Source organism: Vibrio pomeroyi (assembly GCA_041879425.1).
Lineage (GTDB): Bacteria > Pseudomonadota > Gammaproteobacteria > Enterobacterales > Vibrionaceae > Vibrio > Vibrio pomeroyi_A.
This window is the reverse complement of the sequence record CP090855.1, coordinates 997864-1018665: the sequence shown is the minus strand read 5'-3', so window position 1 is coordinate 1018665 and position 20802 is coordinate 997864. Positions and strand designations below refer to the sequence as shown.

Below are 20802 nucleotides of genomic sequence, written 5' to 3'. Positions count from 1 at the left end.
GTCTGTTTGATAGTGAGAGAAATGAATAATGAAAACAATTGAGCAGCGACTCAGAGATATTCGCATCGTTCCTGTGATCGCCATTAACGACGTTGCCCAAGCGGTTCCTCTTGCCAAAGTACTGGTTGAAAATGGTTTACCTTGCGCAGAAGTGACCTTTCGTACTGAAGCGGCAGCAGAGTCGATTCGTTTGATGCGTGAAGCCTACCCCGAATTACTGATTGGCGCTGGTACGATACTAACGACAGAGCAGGTGGATATTGCGATTGATGCGGGTGTTGATTTTATTGTGAGCCCTGGCTTAAATCCAACGACGGTAAAATACTGTCAGCAGCGTGGCGTTGTGATTGTACCTGGGGTTAACAATCCGAGCCTAGTCGAGCAAGCAATGGAAATGGGCCTTAAAACACTTAAGTTCTTTCCTGCAGAGCCATCAGGTGGTGTTGCTATGTTGAAAGCACTTACGGCTGTTTATCCAGTTAACTTTATGCCGACAGGTGGCGTGAGCCCAGCTAACGTAGATTCTTACTTAGCGCTAAAATCAGTCGTTGCCTGCGGTGGAACTTGGATGGTTCCTACCGACAAAATGGATAAGGGTGATTGGGACGGAATTGCTGAATTAGTTAGAGCTATCGGTTCGAGATAGTTCGATAGATAACAATATAGATAGAAAATGAAAGGGCCAGTTGATACTGGCCTTTTTTATTTTCCTTCATTCAGCTCTTTATAGATCGCAGGCTTAATATCCAACAGCGGTGTGTTGTTCAAGCAATCTAAACCTCTTACTGTCACTGTGCCATTCTCGATTTTCTCAATCGGCAATATGGCTGCACCTATTGGGTTTGGCCTGTGGGGTGAACGCAGTGCGAAGGTCCCTTTGGTTGGTATCTCTTCGTCCCAGCTTTGTATCAGTTCATCTCGATTAGCGCCTTCTAACCAATACAATATCAAGATGTGATCGCCACTGTGTAAGCCCAGTAAACCTTGTTGGAACTCAGCGTCTAATTTGATTTCGCATATCCGACCGTTGTCCGGTTGAATGTTGTTTGGGCAATCAGCAACCGAGTGATAGGGCGTGGTAATTCGGCCTATAAATTTCAGTTCAGTAGACATGTTTAGCTCCTGTTCAGTTCTTTAGTAGTCTCTTTATTAATCTATTTATTTGTCATCGTTTTTCATGGTCACGAAGGTGTAGATAAAGATCGTAATCAGGATCACCACACCACCGATAATGCTGGTCATTGGTGGGATTTCGGTGAAGAAGATAAACGCCCATACCGGAGCTAATACAGTTTCCAACATCAGAGTCATTGATACTTCAGGTGCGGTAATGTGGCGAGTGGCAACCATGGAAAGCACACGCCCAACTGGAGCGGTAAACAAGCCCATCATGCCCATGATTAGCCACGTTTCAACGCTGTAGCTTGATGGTGTTGCAAAGAAGAACATCACCATCGCCAGTAACAAGCCACCTAAGCCAACACTCGCCAATCGGCTGACATCTTGATATTTACGCAGCAAGGTAAACATCATTGAAAGGCAGATCACCGCGAACACCGCCAAAGCGTCACCCATCCAATTACCCGAAGAAAACGAACCTGAGACGACGATCGTAATGCCGATCATCACGGCCACAATCGCAATTAAGGTCGAGCGGCTGGTGGCTTCTTTCAAGATCAACCAACTGAAAATAGCCGCCACAGCAGGAGCAGCACTGAGGATCACAAAGGTATTAGCGATCGAAGTCATCTTGATGCTGAACACCAAGCCCGATGCACTGCCCAACATAAGTACGCCAGCTGCCAATAATGGCCAACCGCTCTGGACCACTGCTTTTCGAACCCCACGTTTGTCGTTGAACTTAAGCAAGATCGGCATCGATATCGCGCTGAATAAGCCAAACAAGAAGGCCGTGTCGAAGCCGCTTACGCCAGCATAGCGAATGAATATCGGATCAATACTCATCAATACAGCACCTGCAATCGCGAGGGTGAAGCCGAAGGTTCGTGTGTTTCTTACTTCTGTTTTCGGGAGATTAATTGTCGCCATTTCTCTATCCAATTTTTCATTATTAACAAATCATACTGGTTAGTATGATTTTTGAAATTGGTTGAGTCAACACAAATCATACTTTAAAGTATGATCTCTGTTTTGGGGTGGATGAAGTAATGAGCAAGATTGAGCAGAACAAAGAGAAGAAGCGACTCGCGATTTTGAAAGCGGCGAAGGACATATTCTTAGCTGAAGGCTACGTGCAGACCAGCATGGATAGAGTTGCTAGCGAAGCGAAAATGACCAAGCAAACGCTCTATCGTTACTTCTCGTCTAAGGATGTGTTGTTTGAAGCAACCTTGAGACAAATGGGCAGCCAAACCGACGACAAGTTGGTGGTGCATTTACAACAGGAAGATACTCGACAAGCATTGGTGGGTTTCGCAAAAGACTTTGTCGCGTTTCATCTTTCTAGTGAACACATCGCGACATTTAAGCTGCTCATCTCAGAGGGCAGTAAGTCTCCTGAATTGGTCAGTCGCTTTATGGAGGTTGGCCCAGATGATACCGACCGAGTGCTAACGCAGTTTTTCAATGACCGATTCAAGCTCGAAGAACCGAAAACCAAGATAAACCTGTGGCTTGGTATGGTGATGAGTCTCAGAGATGGTGTATTGATGGGAATGCCAGCACCAACAGAACAAGAGATTGAAGCACACGTTGAAGCGAGTACTGACTTGTTGTTAGCGGCTTTGGCTTAGGGTTTTAAACCTAAAAAGTAAGAGATACGTTAGGCGCTGCTGGACTTTGATTATTCCATAATATGGAGTGGCAACGCCTGTCGTTTAGTTTGTCTACGTTTATCGTTATGAGTTAAATCGAGCGACTACCAGGCAAAGGTTTTAATTACGTTCTGCTTAGTGATCGGGTTATGCGCGATGTCTTGATTGATCTTATCAAGAAACGGCTTGCGCGCTTGAGGGAGCATGCCTCGCATCGGTGAGATATTGTTCCCGTGATCGCCCCAGTAGTAACAATCGAAGTCCTCTAAGTTTTCGAGCAAGTACTTCTCTTCTTCTAGAATCTGCAATGGTGTCGGTAATACGAATTCGCCGCGCTGCACTTCTTTCTCTAATACTGAACCCGGTTGAACCGCCAAAGCCATCGGTGCAATCGCATCTGGCTGCATGATGTTCAGCAAGCTAGTGGTATTAATCGCATGTTCTTTTGAACGTTCACGACCACCAAGGCCAAAGATAAACGAAGCCAATACTTTAATGTCGGCTTCACGCGCTAGGTTCATGCCTTCAATTGCGTGTTCACGTGTCATGCGTTTTTGAATACGATCCAGAACAATAGGGTCACCTGACTCTAAGCCTGAATACGCCATGCTCAAACCTGCCGATTTGATCTCTTTCAGTTCCGATAAACTCTTACGACGGAAGTCGTTGAAGCCTGAATACAGAGAAATATTCTTGATCTCTGGGAAGGTGATTTTGATGTAATCCAGAATCGAAATCAGCATCTCGGTTCGGATTGCCATCACGTTACCATCGACTAAAAAGATAGACTCTACATGCGGGTAGATCTTTCTCGCGGCATCAATATCTTCAAAGATGTCTTTGATGTCTCTTACTTTGAAACGCTTATCATCAAACATCGTGCAGAAGGTACATTGGTTGTTGCTGCATCCCAATGTTGTCTGGATGAGTACGCTCTCTGCTTCCATCCAAGGACGATAAACTTTGCCTTCAAAACGCATAAATGCTCCTCGGCCTTAGCCTGTATTGTTTCGACGAGGACAAGTCTAACAACCTGCATCTTGGGTGATAATTGGGCAAAGCAGGGAATCAGTATTAAAGAAATTTTAATAATCGAATGAGCACACAGTTCTTGATTTAAATGGAAGAACTGCGTGCTCGGATTAGGTGGTATTCGAGGCTATTTGTTGGGGCTATCTATCAACGTGTTAGCGGAGAGTTATGAGTGTGCGACGCACAACTTCTCTTCGAGTAACTGGTCAAGCACCGCGACCAGTTGTCGGTTTTTGGTAGGGTCTAATGCATCCGCGTGAGGGTCTTTGAATAACCCTGAATCATTATCAAAATATTTCCCAGAAGCGTTGGCAAATTCTTCTGACAGTGCAGCACGACAAAGAATATCTGCACCAATCGCCAGATCGTTACCATCAACGCCATAAGCATCTTTTACTAACTTGCTGCCGAGGAAAGAGGCTGGGTTTACAGGGATAACGGCGGGGCTATTCTCTAATCGAGAGTTAGATAAGGAATTGGCTAATTCGATAGACCACATCGTCAGTGCAAGCTTACTTTGTGCGTAAACAGGGCCATCCAGTTCGCCTGCGTTTGGGCTGGTTAGCGCGTCCAAATCTACGGATGACTGGGCTGCTGAAGATAGGTTCACGATACGACCTGTCGCATCAAAAAGAGGGAGCAGCTTTTGTGTCAGAAGATAGGGCGCAATGGTGTTCACCACAAAACGCACATCAAGATTATCTGGAGTAGTGACGTCCGACACCTTGTAGACGCCAGCGTTGTTGATGAGTATATCGAGTCGCTTGTGATTGCTTTTGATTTGGGTCGCTAGCTTATCAACATCGGAGAGCGTCGATAGGTCGGCGATGTAGCTTTCGATGATGGCGTTCTTAGACAGGCGAGATAAAGCCGTCACGACTTTGTGGACCTTGGCTGGGTTGCGGCCATGAATGAGAACGTGGTGTCCTTGCTGAGTCAGCGCTTTTGCGGTCTCTAAACCAATGCCATCTGTGGCTCCTGTGATCAGAATTATTTTTTGCATTTTTGATCCTTCAAAAAATAGTTTGAACAACGTTATAACAAAGATTAATGACACATAGTTGCATTTGGCTCACAGGCTGAAGACTCAAATGTGAGTCTATGGGACAAAAAATGGCTAATTTAAAGATAAATGGGTCAGCTTTTGGCTGACCCAAATGAGGGAAGTGAACGAGCTATTTGATGTCTTGAACGTTCATAACCAGATTTTCCCAGTTACGTTGGTTTTCGATATCGTGCTCTAAGCCTTGTTCATCGGCAATTTGGAAACGCTTAACCGCAGGGGTTTTGCTGGTTGCTTGGTACAGCCAGTAGGCTTCCGCTTTTAGTGCTTCTTCGATAGGTTTATCGATGGATTCGTACACCGCTTGCTTACATGCGTTGATCGATTCAGCTGGGAATTTTGAAATTCGTTTCGCTAGTGTATCAACGTATTCACCGATCTCATCCGGCTCTAAAGCCTTGTTGATGGTGCCGTACGCTTCTGCTTCATCTGCATCAAAATCTCGAGCACTTAGGATGATTTCGAGTGCGCGCCCTAAGCCAACTTGACGAGCCATTCGTGATGCGCCACCGCCACAAGGAAGGATGCCCATGCCTACTTCCATTTGCATGAATTTATACTTACCACGAGCGGCGAATCGCATGTCACACGCCAGTGCAAATTCATGGCCTCCACCTCGTGCGAACCCTTCAAGCTTGGCAATGGTGGCTTGTGGTAGTTTGCTGATGCGCTCTAATACAGATTGCAGGTCGAGCAGTTTTGCTTCTTCACGAGACACAGCTTCTGTCGACATGTCTTTTAATAAATTGGTGTCGTAGTGACAGACCCAAATTTCAGGGTTTGCTGATTGGAAAACCACAACCTTGATGTCACGGTCGCGCTCCAGCCTCATTGCTAAGCCATTTAAATCGGCAAGCATCTCTTGCCCTTGAACATTCACAGTACCGAAGTCAAAAGTGACGGTAAGAATCCCATCTTCGGCTTGAGCTTTAAACGTTGTATAACCTTGATATGCCATTTCCATATTCCTTCTGAAAGATTTCATTTCAGCCTATTCGGTGGTGAATGCGGCCTAAATTCAGGCTAGCTAGGAATGCTCAAACCAACAATTAACCATTAAACGAAACACTATTAACGAATTATTAAGAGTGATCTTTTGGTTGCTAACTATCATAAATTCAGAGTGTTACGTTAGGCTTGTTGTTTTGATTATGCTACCAATTCGATTGTTAACGAAAACTAAAAACTCATTCAGCCTTTAGCGCTCTTATCATTTCACTCTGGCTTCGTATACTGCTCAACTAGGCCATTAATGCCCCACACAACAGATGAGAGTAAACCGACCTATGTTGATGCGATCCGCGACTTTGAAAACCATTATTGATAAAACGCTGCCCCTGACGTTGGGTGTGTTTGCGATCATGATGGTGCAACTGGTCGACTCGATTTTTATCGGTCAACTTGGGGTGAATGAGCTGGCGGTGCACGGTATTACCTTGCCATTTCAGGCGGCATTTACGGGTGTTCAAGTGGGCATTGGTGTGGCGGCAACGTCCATTATTTCTCAGGCGGTGGGGGCAAAAGAGCAACGAAAATCCACCTCAATCGCCACGCTGTCGGTTGGCTTCGGCGTCACAATCATCGCCTTGATTTGCCTCGGGTTAGTGGTTTTTGGTGACTCTGTTTTTGCATCGTTCGTTAATGATGTGTCTGAGGGGCAATACCAATCTATGCTGTCGATTTTTAACGTGTATTGGCCGCTGTGGTTGTTCAGTGCACTGACGGTAGCAGCGCTTTATTTGGCAACCTGTGTTTATCGAGCAAACGGTGATACCAAAACGACAGGCAGCATGTTTTTGGCTGCCAGCATTATTAACCTGATTCTCGACCCCATTCTGATCTTTGGTTTGGATATGGGCATCGCAGGCGCAGCGATTGCGTCCAGTATTGGCTATGCATTTGGTGCGATTTACATGTTGGTTAAATCACGAGGTAAAGGGTGGTTTGGCTTTAATGGTGCGTGTAATGACCAGATCAGAGGCTATAGCTTCGAGTTAATTAAGACGGTCATTCCTACCACGGCTAATCAGATTCTGCCTGCGGTAAGCGCATTCGTTTCTGTACTTTTGATTGCTCGAATCGGGACAAGCGAGATGGCTTTTTGGAGCCTGTTAGCACGTGTTGAGAGCTTTATGTTGGTGTTTTCACTTGCTCTGACCATGTCGATTCCCCCTATGATAGGCCGTTACTTAGGGGCGCAGCAACGATGTAAAATACCTGAGTTATTGAATACCACCGCTAAATTCCTATTGATTTTCCACACCGCAATGGCGGCACTGTTGGCTATTTTTAGTGGTTGGATTATTCCTGTGATTTCAGAAGAGCAGAGCATTCGAAGCTGGTTTGAAGTGACTTTGTTGTTCATACCATTTAGCTATGGCCCACTGGGACTTTGCATGTTGGTGGCTTCGGTGTTTAACGCATTGGGTGTGCCTCGCAAAGCGTTGAGTGTATCTTTCTCTCGCCTGTTTGTGTTCTACATTCCGGCGATATGGCTAGGGGCGCTAACCGGAGATATGGTCAATGCGGTTATCGCTGCGACCATCGCCAATGTTTTAGCAGGCGCTTTTGCATGGTTTAAGCTTAATGCCTATATTAAAACTCACATTATTCCTCGTGTCGCTGCTGCCAACAAGCAGTGTGCACTCAGCGCAGGCTAATAAATATTGATGAATATTGAACATCTAAAATTGTTTGTGCGACTCGCATCTACGCACAATATCAGTCAAGCCGGACAAGAACTGGGGTTGTCGCCGCCGGTTGCCAGTATTCATATTGGTAAGTTGGAAGAGAGCCTTGGCGCTCGTCTTGTGCATCGCACCACACGAAAGGTGTCTCTTACTGAAGAGGGCATGGCCTTTCTGCCTCATGCTAAACAAATTTTGTTGAGTGTGGAGGCGGGTGTCGCGTCGGTCGGAACCGGTAACGAACTACCAAAAGGTGTATTGCGAATATCGGCTCCGTCATCGTTTGGTCGAATGCATGTTATGCCCGCGTTGAAAGGCTTCTTAGCTAAGTATCCTGATTTGTCAGTCGATATTTCATTGAGTGATTCAATCGTCGATTTGATTGATGGCGGCTTTGATGTAGCAATTCGTAATGCCGAGCTACAAAACTCAAGCCTGATCGCTCGTAAGCTTTCTACGGATAAACGCATTCTGTGTGCGTCGCCAGAATACTTAGCCACTCACGGTTACCCTGAAACGCCAGAAGATCTCAAGCAGCATCAATGTATCAATCAAACCGGTTTGGAAGGTTGGACATTCGATACGCCCGAAGGTGATATCACCATCAAGAAAAAGGGCGCGATTCGCGTCGATCATGGTGAAGCGGTAAGGGATGTGTGTGTTGATGGTTTGGGCATTGCGATGTGCGCGTCATGGATTGCTTACAAGCAGTTAGCTGAGGGCACATTGGTCGAGGTGTTACCTGATTACCCACTAAAAGATGCGGCTGCGATTTGGGCGGTATACCCAAGTGCTCAATTGCTTGCGCCTAAGGTGCGTGTCTTTATCGATTACTTTGTTCAGTATTATGGTTCGCCATCTTATTGGGACTGTGAAGTAAACGGTCAAACGCAGTAAACTATTCAAGCGCGATGCAATAAACAAGAAAGCCCCGACCAAAGGTTGGGGCTTGTTTTTATGTTCTATATAGAACGTTTTTCTAGCTAACTGCTTGTTGTTTTTATTAGGTTTAACGTGTCGGGCATCTAATGAGCGTGTACCGCTGAATCTTGGTATAGCTCAGCATCTACTTCTTCGCCTTTTTTCGGGCGTGGGACAATCTCAAACGAGGTGTCAGCCTCAGTCAGTGAAGACAACAGTTTGTTCAAAGACGACTTGTCACCTTTCACGCCTGCTTGTCCCTCTTCTAAAAGCTGATTGAGTGTGGTTTCTTTCAACACGATATCAGACACGTCTGATTTATTGATGATCAGTGTGGTGTCAGCGTCTTGCAGTTCGCTCACTTGAATGTTGTTTAAGTTGCCGTTCGACATCTCTACGTAGTAGAACTCTTTCACGTCGGGCAGCTGAATGTTCATGGTGAACGGCGTGTCTTGCGCCTTCAATGAATCCACTTTTACTGCTAAGTAATCCAGCAGGTTTTCGATGGTCATGTTCGCCAATACATCCGGAGAAGCCGTTTTCGGTGCGCCCGGTTGTGTGCCGATACGCAGCTCTTGTGCACCCGTCAGGTAGATGTTTCTCCAGCCCGCACCTTCAGATTGGTAACCCAGCTGTTCGTAAGTATCGGCCAGTAGGCCACGTGCGACTTTGTTTTCTGGCTCCGCTTGAACAACCTTGTTCAATGCCGTTGCGACAAAGCGGTATTCACCTTGTTTAAAGTCTTGCTGCGCTTTTTCAATCACAGCATCGCTGCCACCCATGTATTCAACAAACTTAACCGACTCCGGGTGAATTTGTAGCGGGTTCAGGTTCGCAGGGTTCATATCGAAGTAACCAAGGTACATGTTGTACACCGCTCGAGCGTTATGTGAGTAAGTACCGTGATAACCATTGGTGTGCCAAGATTGTTGAATGCTGTCTGGCATCACTTTGTAGATCTCGTCACCGATGTCTTGCAAAACTACGCCGTTATTCGCTAAGCGAAGGGTTTGGTTGTGAGTAAAGCCGTACGCGTCACGCTGCATTTTTAGGTAATCAGAGATCTCTTGCTCGCCCCAGATTGGCGATGAGTGAGAAGCAAACAGAACCTCGGTTTCTTCACCCCAAGTTACCAACATTTCGTTGATTTTCTTAGACCACTTCAAACCATCACGCACCTTTGCGCCGCGCAAAGTATACAAGTTGTGCATGCCTTGATAAGTCAGTTCGCCCGTCCAAAGCGCCTTCATGCTTGGTATATACGTCACCATTTCAGACGCTGCTTCAGTGCCCGATGCATCCATGAATTGCATTTCTAGGCCGTCGATAATCAGCGTTTCAATTTCTTCGTTATGGTTAAGCTCGTAATCTGGCAATACGTAAGTAATGGTGCCAGTCGACAAGCCTTTCGCGAGTGCCGCATCCACAATACCGTGCTCATGACGATTCAGTGTCGCACCATATTGATAAGCAGTGCGGCGAGACATCGCGTTACCCGCTAATACGTTTTCATCTACGATTTCTTTGGTGATGTTTTTTGAGCCATACACTTTTACATCTGGATACGCTTCTTTGATCGCTCTAGCACCACCAAAGTGATCGGCGTGTGAGTGAGAATAGATCATCGCGACGATAGGTAAATTACCGCCCTCAGGGACATTCTTTTGGAAGAAATTGAGTGATTTCTCCGCGGACTCTTTAGTAAGTAGCACGTCATAAGCGATCCAACCGTTGTCACTGCGGATAAAAGAGATAGACGCTAAATCGGCACCGCGAACTTGGTAAACCTTACCTGGGACAACCTCATACAGGCCTTCGGCAGCTTGGTTCAATACCGCTTGTCGCCACAATGATGGGTTGACTGAATCTGGCGCTTTGTCGGCGTTGGTGACACTGGGTTCGATAAAGTTGAAGCTGTTACGGATGATGTCGCCAGTTTCTTGGTCGAAGCTCGCGATCAGGCCTCTGTTGTTATTGTCGAAGGCACGCGTGTCTGAGTAGTTCAGCGTTTTCGCAAACTCTTGGTTGGCTTGTGCCGTCATCTCGGTCGCGTCTTTGCCACCTTGATCGCCAATCTCACTAAAGTGTGCATGGTCGTGATTCGCTGCAATGGATGGGAATGCAAGAGAGATTGCAAGGAACAGGGATGCGTTCTTGAAAGTACGTAAAGTTGTCATTAGCGCCTCTTCAATTCTAATTTCGTTTCGATGAGGAAATTGTATGACTAACACATATAGCAAAAAATAAAGTAAGCTTTATTTAACACATCACGAACTGTTATGTGTTGTACGCTTTATCAGTGACCTATTGAAAACCGAACCTTGTCGTATGCTCGATACAACCTCAAGCGAACATGGAGAGTAGCCGTGAGTGATGTTGAAAAGTTAGACCTGAATTTACTGAGCGTGTTCTTGGAAGTGTATCGATTAAAGTCGATTACTTTAGCCTCGGAATCCCTTGGTATGACTCAACCCGGAGTCAGCGGTGCATTGAAGCGACTGCAATCTCAACTGGATACCGATCTCTTTATTCGCGAAGGACGAGGGATCACTCCGACCAATGCGGCGGTGCAATTGGCAATCCGAGTTGAACCTGCCTTAGAAGGGATAACCAGCGCGGTCAGCACCCTAAAGCAGTTTGATAATCAGCAGCATCATGTGTTTCGTATTCTGGTTAACGAGATCGGTCTCACCAAGCTTCAACCTCTTGTCGAGCAAGATGATACGCTGGGCAATATCTCAATCGAGTTCAATATGGTGCCGAATAACGAAGAAGAGTTATTGCAGAGCTTGAGCATGCAGCAGGCGGATTTAGCGATTGATGTTCACTACCCGCAAGTGAATGGCTACATGAAACAACCTGTGATTGAAGATGAACTGGTGCTCATTGCGAGAAAAGGTCACCCTAGAATCAATGGTTCGGTCAACGAAGAGCAATATTACAACGAGAAGCACATTACTTTTCGGATGCGTCGTACTCGCTTGTATACGGCGGATTACTTCACCAAGTCGCCACTCAAGCAACGTAAGGTCAGCGCAGAGTGTGACTCGTTGATGACCATGTGTGTATTGGTGTCGGGCTCAGATTGCGTAGGCAGTACATCGCGTGATTTTGCCAATCAATTTGCAGAAGCCTTCCAACTGCAAGTGCTCGATCAGCCGTTTGAAATTCTGCCAATGCAGCAATACATGATTTGGCATAAACGAACCGATGTGAACTCGGCTCACCAGTGGTTGCGAAACAAAATTCAGCAGTACATGAATAAGTCTGCAATCAGTTAAATCCCTAGATAACACTTATAAAAACGGCCTCGAAAATGAGGCCGTTTCTGTATCTAATTGTTCCACTTTTATTGGTATAAGAGGCGGAACGGATTCGAGTCTAGCTCGCTTTTTGTCGGCGCTTTTCTCGCGCGTTTTTGATCATCTGAGCTGGCGATAAGCCCGTCACCAACATAGTACCAGTGATAACAAGAACGGAACCAACCACTGTGTTGATACCAATCGCTTCATCTAAGAATAAGTTCCCCCAAAGGATACCAAACACCGGAATCAAGAAGGTGACTGATAGTGCCGAAGGCGCGCCAAGTTCATTGATGAGGTTGAAATAAAGGAGGTACGCTAGCCCAGTACAAACAGCACCCAACAAGATAACCGATGTGGTAATCGTGAGATCGGGTGCTTCTCTCATCGGAATGAAGAACACAAATGGCAATACGATTAATACCGCCGCCCACATACTGCCGTGTGCGTTATTGAAGGCTTCTACTTTTGGAGCTGTTTTGGTGTAGTTAGAGGCGATACCGTAACTAAACGCAGCCATTACTGCAGCGAAAATAGGAATAATCGCTTCCTGGCCTATGTTCATCGCATCCCAACCGACCAATACACAGACACCCGTGACGCCAATACCCAATCCGAGTAATACCTTGCTTTCAAGCGCCGTTTTTGTCCAAATCGCCCCTATAATAGCTGCCCAAATTGGCGCAGTGGAGTTAAGAATAGCAAGGGTCGACGCATTGAGTGTTTGAGCCGCATAAGCGAAAAACAGAAAAGGAAGCGCGGTGTTAAACAATCCAAGAATGAAAAAGTGCTTAGCGTGGGCATTAAAAGAGAGCTTCCTTTTCAGATAAAAAGAAACCAAGAGTAGGGTGATTGCTGCGCACAAAACTCGCGCTTCAATAAGGACTGCTGGGCCTAAAGGATTAGCCGCAATTCTCATGAAAAGGAACGAGCCCCCCCATATTGCAGCTAGCATGATCAGTTTTAAAAAGCTCACAGTGTAAATCTCGGATTGTGTTAAAACCCGACTATGGATCAAAGCTATGTATTACACAAACTTAGATGTTAATACTGTGCAGCCAATTGTTGTTATTTTGCTAATTCAACCGCTCCTTAAATAGGAACATCTTTGATGAATTCTGTTCTGTTTATCCTTCCTTGTTTGGCGAGTAATCTAGTGTCATACGTAAACATTAGGTGGTAAAAATGAAGATTGAACATATCGCGATTTGGACCAAACAACTCGAAGTACTTAAACGCTTTTATGAGGATTACTTTGGTGCGACATCTAACCAGAAATACCACAATCCAACCAAAGGCTTCTCGTCTTACTTCTTATCTTTTGAGAGTGGTAGCCGCTTAGAGATCATGGAAATGGACTCGGTTCCTGAATCGAAAGATGACATCTATGATCAATTCACCGGCTTCATTCACATGGCGATTTCACTGGGTTCAGAGCAAGCAGTAGATGAGCTTACTCGCCGCTTAGTTGAAGAGGGTTATGAGCGCTTAGATGGGCCAAGAAGAACCGGTGATGGTTATTATGAGAGCTGTGTACTCGATCCTGATGGTAATCGCTTGGAACTTACCGTTTAATGTAGAGACTTAATGGAGTGACTCATCTACGAACGGAACTGAGGTATTACAATGATCAAGCGTGCTGTGACTTTTCTTTTTAGTCTTGGGCTTATAGGATGTGCTACCTCAGAACCGGTTTATGAGCCAGAGACTGACGCTAAGCCTGAACCATCACAGCCAATAGGCTACCTCGGCTTTAAAGCTCACGAAGAGTGGGCCATTAAGTTCAATGACTGCACCGTTTATGATTTAACTGGCGCACAGCCTTACCAATGGTTTGACCGCACTTCAGAGTCTGTCAGTTGTTATACGTTTAAGCCAAGCGATGCTATCGAGCCTATGCTGGTTTATTCCAATGCTGACTTCAGCAGCAACAAACTTACCCCGATTAATCGTTTCCAAGAACTGCAAGTATCAGAGTCAGGCTGGGGCAGTTTTCCTAGCGTCTATGAGACAAGCGGCACCAATTGGCTGAGAGTCAAAGAAGGTTGGATTCACCTCACTTTAGCTGATCAAACGCTCGTACAGTTCTATCCTGGCACTCAAGACCAATCAGCTAAATCACAACACGACCAGTATTTTGAGCAGCATTGATGTTGGGATAACAAATAGCCCCTATCAAATGTGTAGGGGCAAATTGAATGGTGAACTACTGAGCTTTCTTTCGCTTAATTACAAAGGACATAACCGCACTGAAAACGATCACTGCTGCGCCAATCAAAGCTAAGCTGTTTGGTAATTCCGCGAACAACAGATACCCAAGAATCATTGAGTAGATCATCTGTGAATATTCGACATTCGATACCACGTTCGCTTCTCCCCACTTGTAGGCAGTGACGCCAAACCATTGGCCGATGGAAGAAATCACGCCGACCAACACCAATAAAGCCAGTTCAGACCATGTTGGCCATTGCCATTCAATGATCGCAGGGATAAGTGCGACGGCTCCAACAAAGATCGCTTGATAAGCCAGTACCACAACTTTCGATTCTACATTCGCCATTTTCCTTACGCAGATAACGGCAATTGCTGCGCCTAACGCAGCCACTAAGCCCGTTCCAACATAGAACAGAGATTCGCTCTCTAGGGTCGGCTGAACAACCAACATCACCCCAGTAAATCCGACTAATATGGTTGTCATTCGTGCCCAACCAACGTTTTCTTGTAGGAGCAGACGGGAAATGACCGCCACAAATAATACCTTCATAAACCCTAACGCCGTTGCGTCGGCAAACGGGATGTTACTCACGGTTAAGAAGCTAAAGTAGAGCGCGATGAAGGCTCCAGTGACGCGCCATACATGCATCGACACCATCTTAGGATTGAGCATCGCATCCATGTTACTGACGATAGAAGGCATCAGTAGGGTGACAAAAACCAACTGTCGGAATAGCAATATTTGGAAAATATCGATGGTCTGGCTGAGCTCTCGCACAATCACACCGACTAAAATGAATAGCGCGTTTGAGATTAAAGCGAGTGCAATTCCTTTTGCGGGATCGGATAGTCCATTAAAAAAAGAAAGCAGCGGCTGAGGGACAGCAAAGGAACGATGGATAGACATAACACATCTCTTGTTGAATGGGTGCTGAGCATAAAGCCTACACTGGTAGACGGGTCAAACGAGAATTTGAAGTTTATCCAATGTAGCAAGAGCTAACTCTGAGCAAAAAAAGATCAAAAAGGCATTGTTGAAACCGGTTTCAATGTGTATCTTTGCTTTTATTGAAATCGGTTTCAGATTTGCAATTGCTTCTCTAATCCTGATCTTTTTACGAACAACTTCTAGCGAGTAATGGTATGAACAACGAATTTCCAAACGATTTTTTATGGGGCGGTGCGGTTGCGGCACATCAGCTTGAAGGCGGCTGGGATGCGAATGGTAAAGGTGTGAGTGTGGTCGATGTGTTAACGGCAGGCGCTCATGGTGTTCAACGTCGAATCACCGATGGTGTGATTGATGGCGAAAACTACCCAAACCAAGTTGCTGTGGATTTCTACCATCGCTACAAAGAAGACATCAAGTTATTTGCTGAGATGGGCTTCAAGTGTTTTCGCACCAGTATCGCGTGGACACGTATTTTCCCGTACGGCGATGAATCCGAACCTTGTGAAGCGGGCTTAAAATTTTACGATGACCTCTTTGATGAGCTTTTGAAATACGATATTCAGCCAGTAGTGACGCTGAGCCACTTTGAAATGCCTTACCATCTAGCCAAAGAATACGGCGGCTGGATGAACCGTAAAGTGATCGACTTCTTTGTTAAGTACTCGACCACCGTGATGGAGCGTTACCAGCATAAAGTGAAATACTGGATGACGTTTAACGAGATCAACAACCAGATGAATACCTCAGCGGACATCTTTGGTTGGTTATGTTCTGGCGTGAAGTTCCCGCAATGCGAAAAGCCGCAAGAAGCGATGTACCAAGCGGTTCACCACCAGTTTGTTGCAAGCGCATTGGTAGTTAAGAAAGGTCACGAGATCAACCCAGATCTTCAGATCGGTGCGATGTGTGCGATGGTACCTTTCTACCCTCGTTCTTCTAAGCCAGAAGACATCATGCTGGCGCAGCAAGCGATGCGTGATCGTTATTTCTTCTCTGATGTCATGGTTCGTGGTCACTACCCAAGCTATGCCAAGCGTGATTGGGCCATCAAAGGCTTTAATATCGAAATACAGCCTGAAGATGAGCAGATCCTAAAAGAGGGTAAAGCCGATTACTTAGGCTTTAGTTACTACATGTCGAACACCTTGGATTCTTCTTCGCATCAGTCGACTGAAGAAGCTATGGACGGCGGTCATGAAAACTCGGTTGATAACCCGTTCATTCAGTCTAGCGATTGGGGCTGGCCGATTGACCCAACAGGTTTGCGTTTCTGTTTAGCTTCTCTCTATGAGCGTTATGAAGTGCCATTGTTCATCGTTGAAAATGGCTTTGGCGCGGTCGACACCATCGAGGAAGATGGCGGCATCAATGATGACTACCGCATCGCTTACCTTGGCGACCACATTAAAGAGATGAAAAAAGCGGTTGCGATTGATGGTGTTGACCTGATGGGATATACCCCTTGGGGCTGTATCGATTTAGTGTCGTTCACCACGGGCGAAATGAAAAAACGCTACGGATTCATTTACGTAGATAAGCACAACGACCAATCTGGTTCTTTAGAGCGCAAACGCAAGAAGTCGTTTGAGTGGTATAAAGGTGTGATTGCATCTAACGGTGCCACTATTTAGAATGCGTTGTGCTGCGTAGTTACACGAAATATAAAGTTATACGCAATATGAATTAGCATTAAATTAGTCGGCTTATGTCGGCTAATTTTTTATATAAGGAAAAGAAGCAAATGGTCACAATGCTTGATGTCGCGAACCGCGCGGGTGTATCAAAGTCGACGGTTTCTCGTGTCTTAAACGGCAAGAATATCGTGCGCCCTGATGTGGTGAAAAAGGTCTTTGATGCGATTCAAGAAACGGGCTATCGACCAAACCTGCTAGCTCAACAATTGGCGACTAAGAAGACTAACTTTATCGGCTTTGTTATTACCAACGAGCTTTTCAACGGCCCTTACTTTTCATCTTTGATGTATCACGCCGCTTCTTACAGTGAAAAATCCAATCATCAGTTGGTAATTACCGATGGTAAACACAGCGCTGAAGACGAGCGAAAAGCCATTAACTTTCTACTCGATATGAAGTGCGCTGGGATCATCATTTACCCGCAATGCTTGAGTGAATCTGAAATCGTGCAGATCATCGAGAGTACTGACACACCCATTCTTGTGCTTAACCGAGAAATGCCTTCGAAGCCTGAGCATGCTATCACTACCGATCATTATCAAAGTGCTTGTTTGATGGTTGAACACATCATCGATCAGGGTCATACAGATATTGCGGTTATTCGTGGTAAAGCTGGTTCGTCGACCGATGAACAGCGTTATCAAGCCTATCAAGATGTGCTCACGAAGCATGGTATTGAGCTAAACCAGTCTAACGTTGCTCAAGGCGACTGGACGATGGAGAGTGGCTATCGTGCCGCGCAAGCTTTAGTGGCAAGCAAAGCAAGTTTCACTGCGATCTTGTCTGAAAACGATGACATGGCGATTGGCGCGATTAAGGCGTTAACGGAGCTGGGTTATTCATTACCTAACGACATTTCTATCGTCGGATTTGATAACAGCAAAGTGGGCGAGTTTCTCACACCAAGCTTAACCTCTGTGAGCGTTCCATTAGAGCAAATGACGCAAAAGGCGATTCTGCAAATCGTCGGTGAAACTGAGCAAGCACAAGCCTTAGATACGACGGGCAGTTTAGTGATTCGTGACTCAGTCGCTCAGCGTATTTAAGCTCAATTAACAGAGAGTAGATTTCATAGTTAGCCTACAAAAAGTGATGGGCTACACATCTCTGAAATCGAGCTCAAACCTTGCTTACTCCGTTTTATTAGATGTGCGATATTGCGTTTTTTGGTCGATGTGTTGATCATTATTAGGTAAGTAATGTGAAAGAGTAGGTAAGTAACGTGAAAACAGAAAAACAAAAAATGCTAGCAGGCGAACCTTATCAGGCTTGGGATAAAGAGCTTTATTCAGCTCGTATCGAATGTCGTAAGGTGCTTCAAAGACTCAATAACAGTATTCCTGACACACCTGAGTGGGAAGCAGCAACTCAAGAGCTGATTCCGGGCTGTGAAAATGCGCATTTAGAACCTCCATTTCGTTGTGATTACGGCTCGAACATCAAGCTGGGCAAGAACTTCTACGCCAACTTTAACTGCGTGATCTTAGATGTGGCTGAAGTCACCATTGGTGACAATGTGCTGCTTGGTCCTAATGTACAAATCCTTACAGCAGGCCATCCATTAGATGTGAAAGGCCGAGTTGAAGACGGCGTCGAGTTCGGTACTCCGATTAACGTTGGCGACAATGTTTGGCTTGGTGGTGGTGTCATCATTTGCCCCGGCGTGAACATTGGCAAGAACAGTGTGATCGGTGCGGGTAGCGTGGTGACCAAAGGTATTCCAGACAATGTGGTCGCAGTCGGTAATCCATGCCGAGTTTTGAAGCCAATTGATAATGAATAGTAGAGCAACCAAATAGACAAAGCCCAAACCTAGATTCGGGCTTTGTTTTTTCTATTCTAGCTAGATGCAGCGACTTGCTGAGTCTGTTTCTTGTCTAGCAGACCACTGAATCGAGTCAGTGCTAATGCAACTAAGACAATCACAGCGCCAATCCAAGGAGTGTTCATTAAGCCTGACTCTGCGACAATGATACCGCCTCCCCAAGAACCAAGTGCGATGCCTACATTGAAGGCTGCGATGTTCAAGCCTGATGCTACGTCTACTGCATCTGGCGTGTATTTCTCTGCTAGCTTAACCACGTAGACTTGTAAGCCTGGAACATTACCGAAGGCAAAAGCACCCCAAACTAAAATTGTCGCGACTGATGCGTAAGGGTTAACTGCCGTGAAGTTAAACACAACCAGTACCGCAGCTAGACCAGAAAAGATAACCGTCAGCGCTTTGATTGGCCCCATTTTGTCAGCCATCTTACCGCCCCAGATGTTACCTACCGCGACTGAAACACCGTAGACCAACATGATTAGGCTGATTGCGCTTGAGTCGAAACCAGACACATTTTCTAGGATTGGAGCAAGGAACGTAAACGCGGTAAATGTGCCGCCGTATCCCAGTGCGGTAATTGCATAAACCAGTAGCAATCTTGGTTGAGTCAGAACTTTCAATTGAGCAGAAAGCTTCGTTGCTGGTGGCTGTTTAAGGTTGTTAGGCACCAATAACGCACTGCCGATCAGAGCGATAAGACCAAGCAGAGCAACGATCAAGAAGGTCGCTTGCCAGCCAAAAGTCTGGCCAATATAAGTGCCCAGTGGTACGCCAGTCACGAGTGCTACCGTTAGACCGGTAAACATAATCGCGATCGCACTTGCCGCTTTCTCTTTGGCCACCAATCCAGTCGCGATGGTTGAGCCGATCGAGAAGAATACACCGTGTGCAAGGCCGGTGAGAATACGTGCGGCAATCAAGGTGTTGTAGCCAGGAGCCTGCCATGCCAATAAGTTACCGACAACAAACAGAGACATCACGGATAGCAGTACTATTTTACGATTCCATTTTCCCGTTAACGCGGTGAGTACTGGTGCGCCAATCGCAACGCCTAGAGCGTATAAGCTCACTAATAATCCCGCTGATGGCAGTGATACATTCAGATCGCTCGCCATGGTAGGAATCAAGCCTACGATGACAAATTCTGTAGTTCCGATGGCAAAGGCGCTGAGCGTCAATGCAAGTAAAGCTAAAGGCATGATTATTTCTCTCAAAGATTATTCTTAAAAGTGGAGCCTATTTACTGGCTCGTTTTGTTGGCGAGGATTATGAGATAAATATCCTTTGCCAAAAATAGTGTGATTAACAAATTACTTTTGTTATAAATGCAATAGTTGTTCTGTTAATGGCCTAGGAGATTCCCGTGTTAACGCGATCGGATGATTTAGAAATTATGCTTACTGTTGTTGATAGCGGTGGCTTTTCTGCAGCGGCGCAGACGCTCGATATCCAAGTGGCTCGCGTTTCTCGAAGCGTCAGTCGAATTGAGAGTCAGTTGGGTGTTTCTCTCTTCAATAGAACCACTCGTCGAGTTGAACTGACGGAAGAGGGGCGACAGTTTGTTGACTCCGTTAGGTTAGGTCTGCAAATGATCCAGAGCGCTGAAGAGGAAATTGTGTCGCGCGGTGAACTACCAAAAGGACGTTTGCGAGTCGATGCCGCTAGCCCATTTGTGTTCCACCAGTTAGTGCCGATAGTCGGTGAGTTTAATGAGGCTTATCCTGATATTGAGCTTGAACTGACCTCAAATGAAGGGTTTGTCGATTTAATCGAGAAACGAACCGATGTCGCTATACGAATAGGAAAATTAACGGACTCCACACTCCACGCTCGCCCATTAGGTAAGAGTCTCCTCTATATGTTGGCATCACCTGCCTATCTGGCCAAACGCGGCATACCACAAAATGCAGATGAGTTATCAACGCATCAGACGGTGGGCTTTACTGGTGCGAAGGTGTTAAATCACTGGCCACTGCCAAACCAAAACTTCGTAGAACCAACCATCACAGCAAGCAACGGTGAGACTGTGCGCCAATTGGTATTAGCAGGTAATGGTATCGCTTGTTTGTCTGGCTTTATGGTGCAACAAGATATTGCTGAAGGGCGATTGATTCCGGTATTGGAACATTTGAAGCTGAATGACACAGATCGAGAGCGAGTCAATGCGGTATTCTACAAATCATCATCGGTAACTAAGCGTATCTCCGCGTTTATTGATTTTATTCAGCCTAGGCTAAACCTTTGATTTACCGTTAGACGAAGTTAATCTTGCTATTGATTATTACTAAAGTGTAATAATCATTCTCAAAAACATGGGATTATCAAATTGGATGGTCGC

At 45.7% G+C, this 20802-nt stretch carries 20 protein-coding genes; 11 read left to right on the top strand and 9 right to left on the bottom strand.

What is annotated here, in order from left to right; all coding sequences use genetic code 11:
* The first annotated feature begins 28 nt into the window (after positions 1-28).
* Positions 29-646, top strand: a complete 618-nt coding sequence (locus tag L0992_20445) for a bifunctional 4-hydroxy-2-oxoglutarate aldolase/2-dehydro-3-deoxy-phosphogluconate aldolase (GenBank protein XGB68771.1) — start codon at positions 29-31, stop codon at positions 644-646.
* Positions 647-702: 56 nt separating this feature from the next.
* Here the strand turns inward: L0992_20445 and tsaA are convergent, their stop codons facing one another.
* Both tsaA and L0992_20435 read right to left on the bottom strand, forming a co-directional pair.
* Entirely contained in the window at positions 703-1113 is a 411-nt protein-coding gene (gene tsaA, locus L0992_20440; protein ID XGB68770.1) for a tRNA (N6-threonylcarbamoyladenosine(37)-N6)-methyltransferase TrmO, read from the bottom strand.
* A gap of 45 nt (positions 1114-1158) precedes the next feature.
* Positions 1159-2049 carry a DMT family transporter gene (locus L0992_20435; GenBank protein ID XGB68769.1) on the bottom strand — a complete coding sequence of 297 codons (891 nt, stop codon included), beginning with the start codon at positions 2047-2049 and terminating at the stop codon, positions 1159-1161.
* A gap of 119 nt (positions 2050-2168) precedes the next feature.
* Here L0992_20435 and L0992_20430 point away from each other — a divergent pair, with 119 nt between their 5' ends.
* A complete protein-coding gene (locus L0992_20430) occupies positions 2169-2753 on the top strand; it encodes a TetR/AcrR family transcriptional regulator (GenBank protein ID XGB68768.1) in 585 nt (194 codons plus the stop codon).
* 125 nt (positions 2754-2878) lie between these two features.
* On the opposite strand, the gene L0992_20425 is transcribed toward L0992_20430, so the two are convergent.
* The 3 genes from L0992_20425 to L0992_20415 all read right to left on the bottom strand — a co-directional run bounded on the left by L0992_20425 (position 2879) and on the right by L0992_20415 (position 5827).
* The gene (locus L0992_20425) at positions 2879-3754 is read right to left on the bottom strand and encodes a radical SAM protein (protein XGB68767.1); all 876 of its coding nucleotides are present in this window, start codon (positions 3752-3754) and stop codon (positions 2879-2881) included.
* 218 nt (positions 3755-3972) lie between these two features.
* Positions 3973-4809: an SDR family NAD(P)-dependent oxidoreductase gene (locus L0992_20420; GenBank protein ID XGB68766.1), complete on the bottom strand. Its 837-nt coding sequence runs from the start codon at positions 4807-4809 to the stop codon at positions 3973-3975.
* A 172-nt stretch (positions 4810-4981) separates the two neighbouring features.
* Positions 4982-5827 (bottom strand): enoyl-CoA hydratase/isomerase family protein, encoded by an 846-nt coding sequence (locus L0992_20415; GenBank protein ID XGB68765.1) that lies wholly within the window; start codon positions 5825-5827, stop codon positions 4982-4984.
* A gap of 328 nt (positions 5828-6155) precedes the next feature.
* Between L0992_20415 and L0992_20410 the strand changes: the two genes are divergently transcribed.
* On the top strand, positions 6156-7529 hold the full coding sequence (locus tag L0992_20410) for an MATE family efflux transporter (GenBank protein XGB68764.1): 1374 nt from the start codon (positions 6156-6158) through the stop codon (positions 7527-7529).
* 9 nt (positions 7530-7538) lie between these two features.
* Entirely contained in the window at positions 7539-8453 is a 915-nt protein-coding gene (locus L0992_20405; GenBank protein ID XGB68763.1) for a LysR family transcriptional regulator, read from the top strand.
* 128 nt (positions 8454-8581) lie between these two features.
* On the opposite strand, the gene L0992_20400 is transcribed toward L0992_20405, so the two are convergent.
* Positions 8582-10654, bottom strand: coding sequence for an MBL fold metallo-hydrolase (locus tag L0992_20400; GenBank protein XGB68762.1), 2073 nt, complete (start codon positions 10652-10654; stop codon positions 8582-8584).
* A 189-nt stretch (positions 10655-10843) separates the two neighbouring features.
* On the opposite strand from L0992_20400, the gene L0992_20395 reads away from it, so the two are divergent.
* Positions 10844-11758 carry a LysR family transcriptional regulator gene (locus tag L0992_20395; protein ID XGB68761.1) on the top strand — a complete coding sequence of 305 codons (915 nt, stop codon included), beginning with the start codon at positions 10844-10846 and terminating at the stop codon, positions 11756-11758.
* A 100-nt stretch (positions 11759-11858) separates the two neighbouring features.
* Here the strand turns inward: L0992_20395 and L0992_20390 are convergent, their stop codons facing one another.
* Complete coding sequence (locus tag L0992_20390) at positions 11859-12755, bottom strand: DMT family transporter (GenBank protein ID XGB68760.1); 897 nt, start codon at positions 12753-12755, stop codon at positions 11859-11861.
* Between the two features lie 209 nt (positions 12756-12964).
* Here L0992_20390 and L0992_20385 point away from each other — a divergent pair, with 209 nt between their 5' ends.
* A complete protein-coding gene (locus L0992_20385; GenBank protein ID XGB68759.1) occupies positions 12965-13354 on the top strand; it encodes a VOC family protein in 390 nt (129 codons plus the stop codon).
* Between the two features lie 51 nt (positions 13355-13405).
* Positions 13406-13930, top strand: coding sequence for a hypothetical protein (locus tag L0992_20380; GenBank protein ID XGB68758.1), 525 nt, complete (start codon positions 13406-13408; stop codon positions 13928-13930).
* 55 nt (positions 13931-13985) lie between these two features.
* Here the strand turns inward: L0992_20380 and L0992_20375 are convergent, their stop codons facing one another.
* The gene (locus L0992_20375; protein ID XGB68757.1) at positions 13986-14900 is read right to left on the bottom strand and encodes a DMT family transporter; all 915 of its coding nucleotides are present in this window, start codon (positions 14898-14900) and stop codon (positions 13986-13988) included.
* A gap of 236 nt (positions 14901-15136) precedes the next feature.
* Between L0992_20375 and L0992_20370 the strand changes: the two genes are divergently transcribed.
* From L0992_20370 to L0992_20360, 3 genes are all read left to right on the top strand, one after another.
* Entirely contained in the window at positions 15137-16576 is a 1440-nt protein-coding gene (locus tag L0992_20370; protein XGB68756.1) for a 6-phospho-beta-glucosidase, read from the top strand.
* A 110-nt stretch (positions 16577-16686) separates the two neighbouring features.
* Complete coding sequence (locus L0992_20365) at positions 16687-17685, top strand: LacI family transcriptional regulator (protein XGB68755.1); 999 nt, start codon at positions 16687-16689, stop codon at positions 17683-17685.
* Positions 17686-17861: 176 nt separating this feature from the next.
* On the top strand, positions 17862-18422 hold the full coding sequence (locus L0992_20360) for a sugar O-acetyltransferase (GenBank protein XGB68754.1): 561 nt from the start codon (positions 17862-17864) through the stop codon (positions 18420-18422).
* Between the two features lie 56 nt (positions 18423-18478).
* Here the strand turns inward: L0992_20360 and L0992_20355 are convergent, their stop codons facing one another.
* The gene (locus L0992_20355; protein XGB68753.1) at positions 18479-19663 is read right to left on the bottom strand and encodes an MFS transporter; all 1185 of its coding nucleotides are present in this window, start codon (positions 19661-19663) and stop codon (positions 18479-18481) included.
* Between the two features lie 164 nt (positions 19664-19827).
* Here L0992_20355 and L0992_20350 point away from each other — a divergent pair, with 164 nt between their 5' ends.
* Positions 19828-20709 carry a LysR family transcriptional regulator gene (locus L0992_20350; protein ID XGB68752.1) on the top strand — a complete coding sequence of 294 codons (882 nt, stop codon included), beginning with the start codon at positions 19828-19830 and terminating at the stop codon, positions 20707-20709.
* Positions 20710-20802 lie beyond the last annotated feature (93 nt).

Coding starts and splice junctions, on each gene's coding strand:
- L0992_20435 (XGB68769.1), bottom strand. CDS start 2,049: ATGGCGACAATTAATCTCCCGAAAACAGAAGTAAGAAACACACGAACC.
- L0992_20370 (XGB68756.1), top strand. CDS start 15,137: ATGAACAACGAATTTCCAAACGATTTTTTATGGGGCGGTGCGGTTGCG.
- L0992_20425 (XGB68767.1), bottom strand. CDS start 3,754: ATGCGTTTTGAAGGCAAAGTTTATCGTCCTTGGATGGAAGCAGAGAGC.
- L0992_20445 (XGB68771.1), top strand. CDS start 29: ATGAAAACAATTGAGCAGCGACTCAGAGATATTCGCATCGTTCCTGTG.
- L0992_20410 (XGB68764.1), top strand. CDS start 6,156: ATGTTGATGCGATCCGCGACTTTGAAAACCATTATTGATAAAACGCTG.
- L0992_20400 (XGB68762.1), bottom strand. CDS start 10,654: ATGACAACTTTACGTACTTTCAAGAACGCATCCCTGTTCCTTGCAATC.
- L0992_20405 (XGB68763.1), top strand. CDS start 7,539: ATGAATATTGAACATCTAAAATTGTTTGTGCGACTCGCATCTACGCAC.
- L0992_20375 (XGB68757.1), bottom strand. CDS start 14,900: ATGTCTATCCATCGTTCCTTTGCTGTCCCTCAGCCGCTGCTTTCTTTT.
- L0992_20430 (XGB68768.1), top strand. CDS start 2,169: ATGAGCAAGATTGAGCAGAACAAAGAGAAGAAGCGACTCGCGATTTTG.
- L0992_20355 (XGB68753.1), bottom strand. CDS start 19,663: ATGCCTTTAGCTTTACTTGCATTGACGCTCAGCGCCTTTGCCATCGGA.
- L0992_20380 (XGB68758.1), top strand. CDS start 13,406: ATGATCAAGCGTGCTGTGACTTTTCTTTTTAGTCTTGGGCTTATAGGA.
- L0992_20385 (XGB68759.1), top strand. CDS start 12,965: ATGAAGATTGAACATATCGCGATTTGGACCAAACAACTCGAAGTACTT.
- L0992_20420 (XGB68766.1), bottom strand. CDS start 4,809: ATGCAAAAAATAATTCTGATCACAGGAGCCACAGATGGCATTGGTTTA.
- L0992_20365 (XGB68755.1), top strand. CDS start 16,687: ATGGTCACAATGCTTGATGTCGCGAACCGCGCGGGTGTATCAAAGTCG.
- L0992_20415 (XGB68765.1), bottom strand. CDS start 5,827: ATGGCATATCAAGGTTATACAACGTTTAAAGCTCAAGCCGAAGATGGG.
- tsaA (XGB68770.1), bottom strand. CDS start 1,113: ATGTCTACTGAACTGAAATTTATAGGCCGAATTACCACGCCCTATCAC.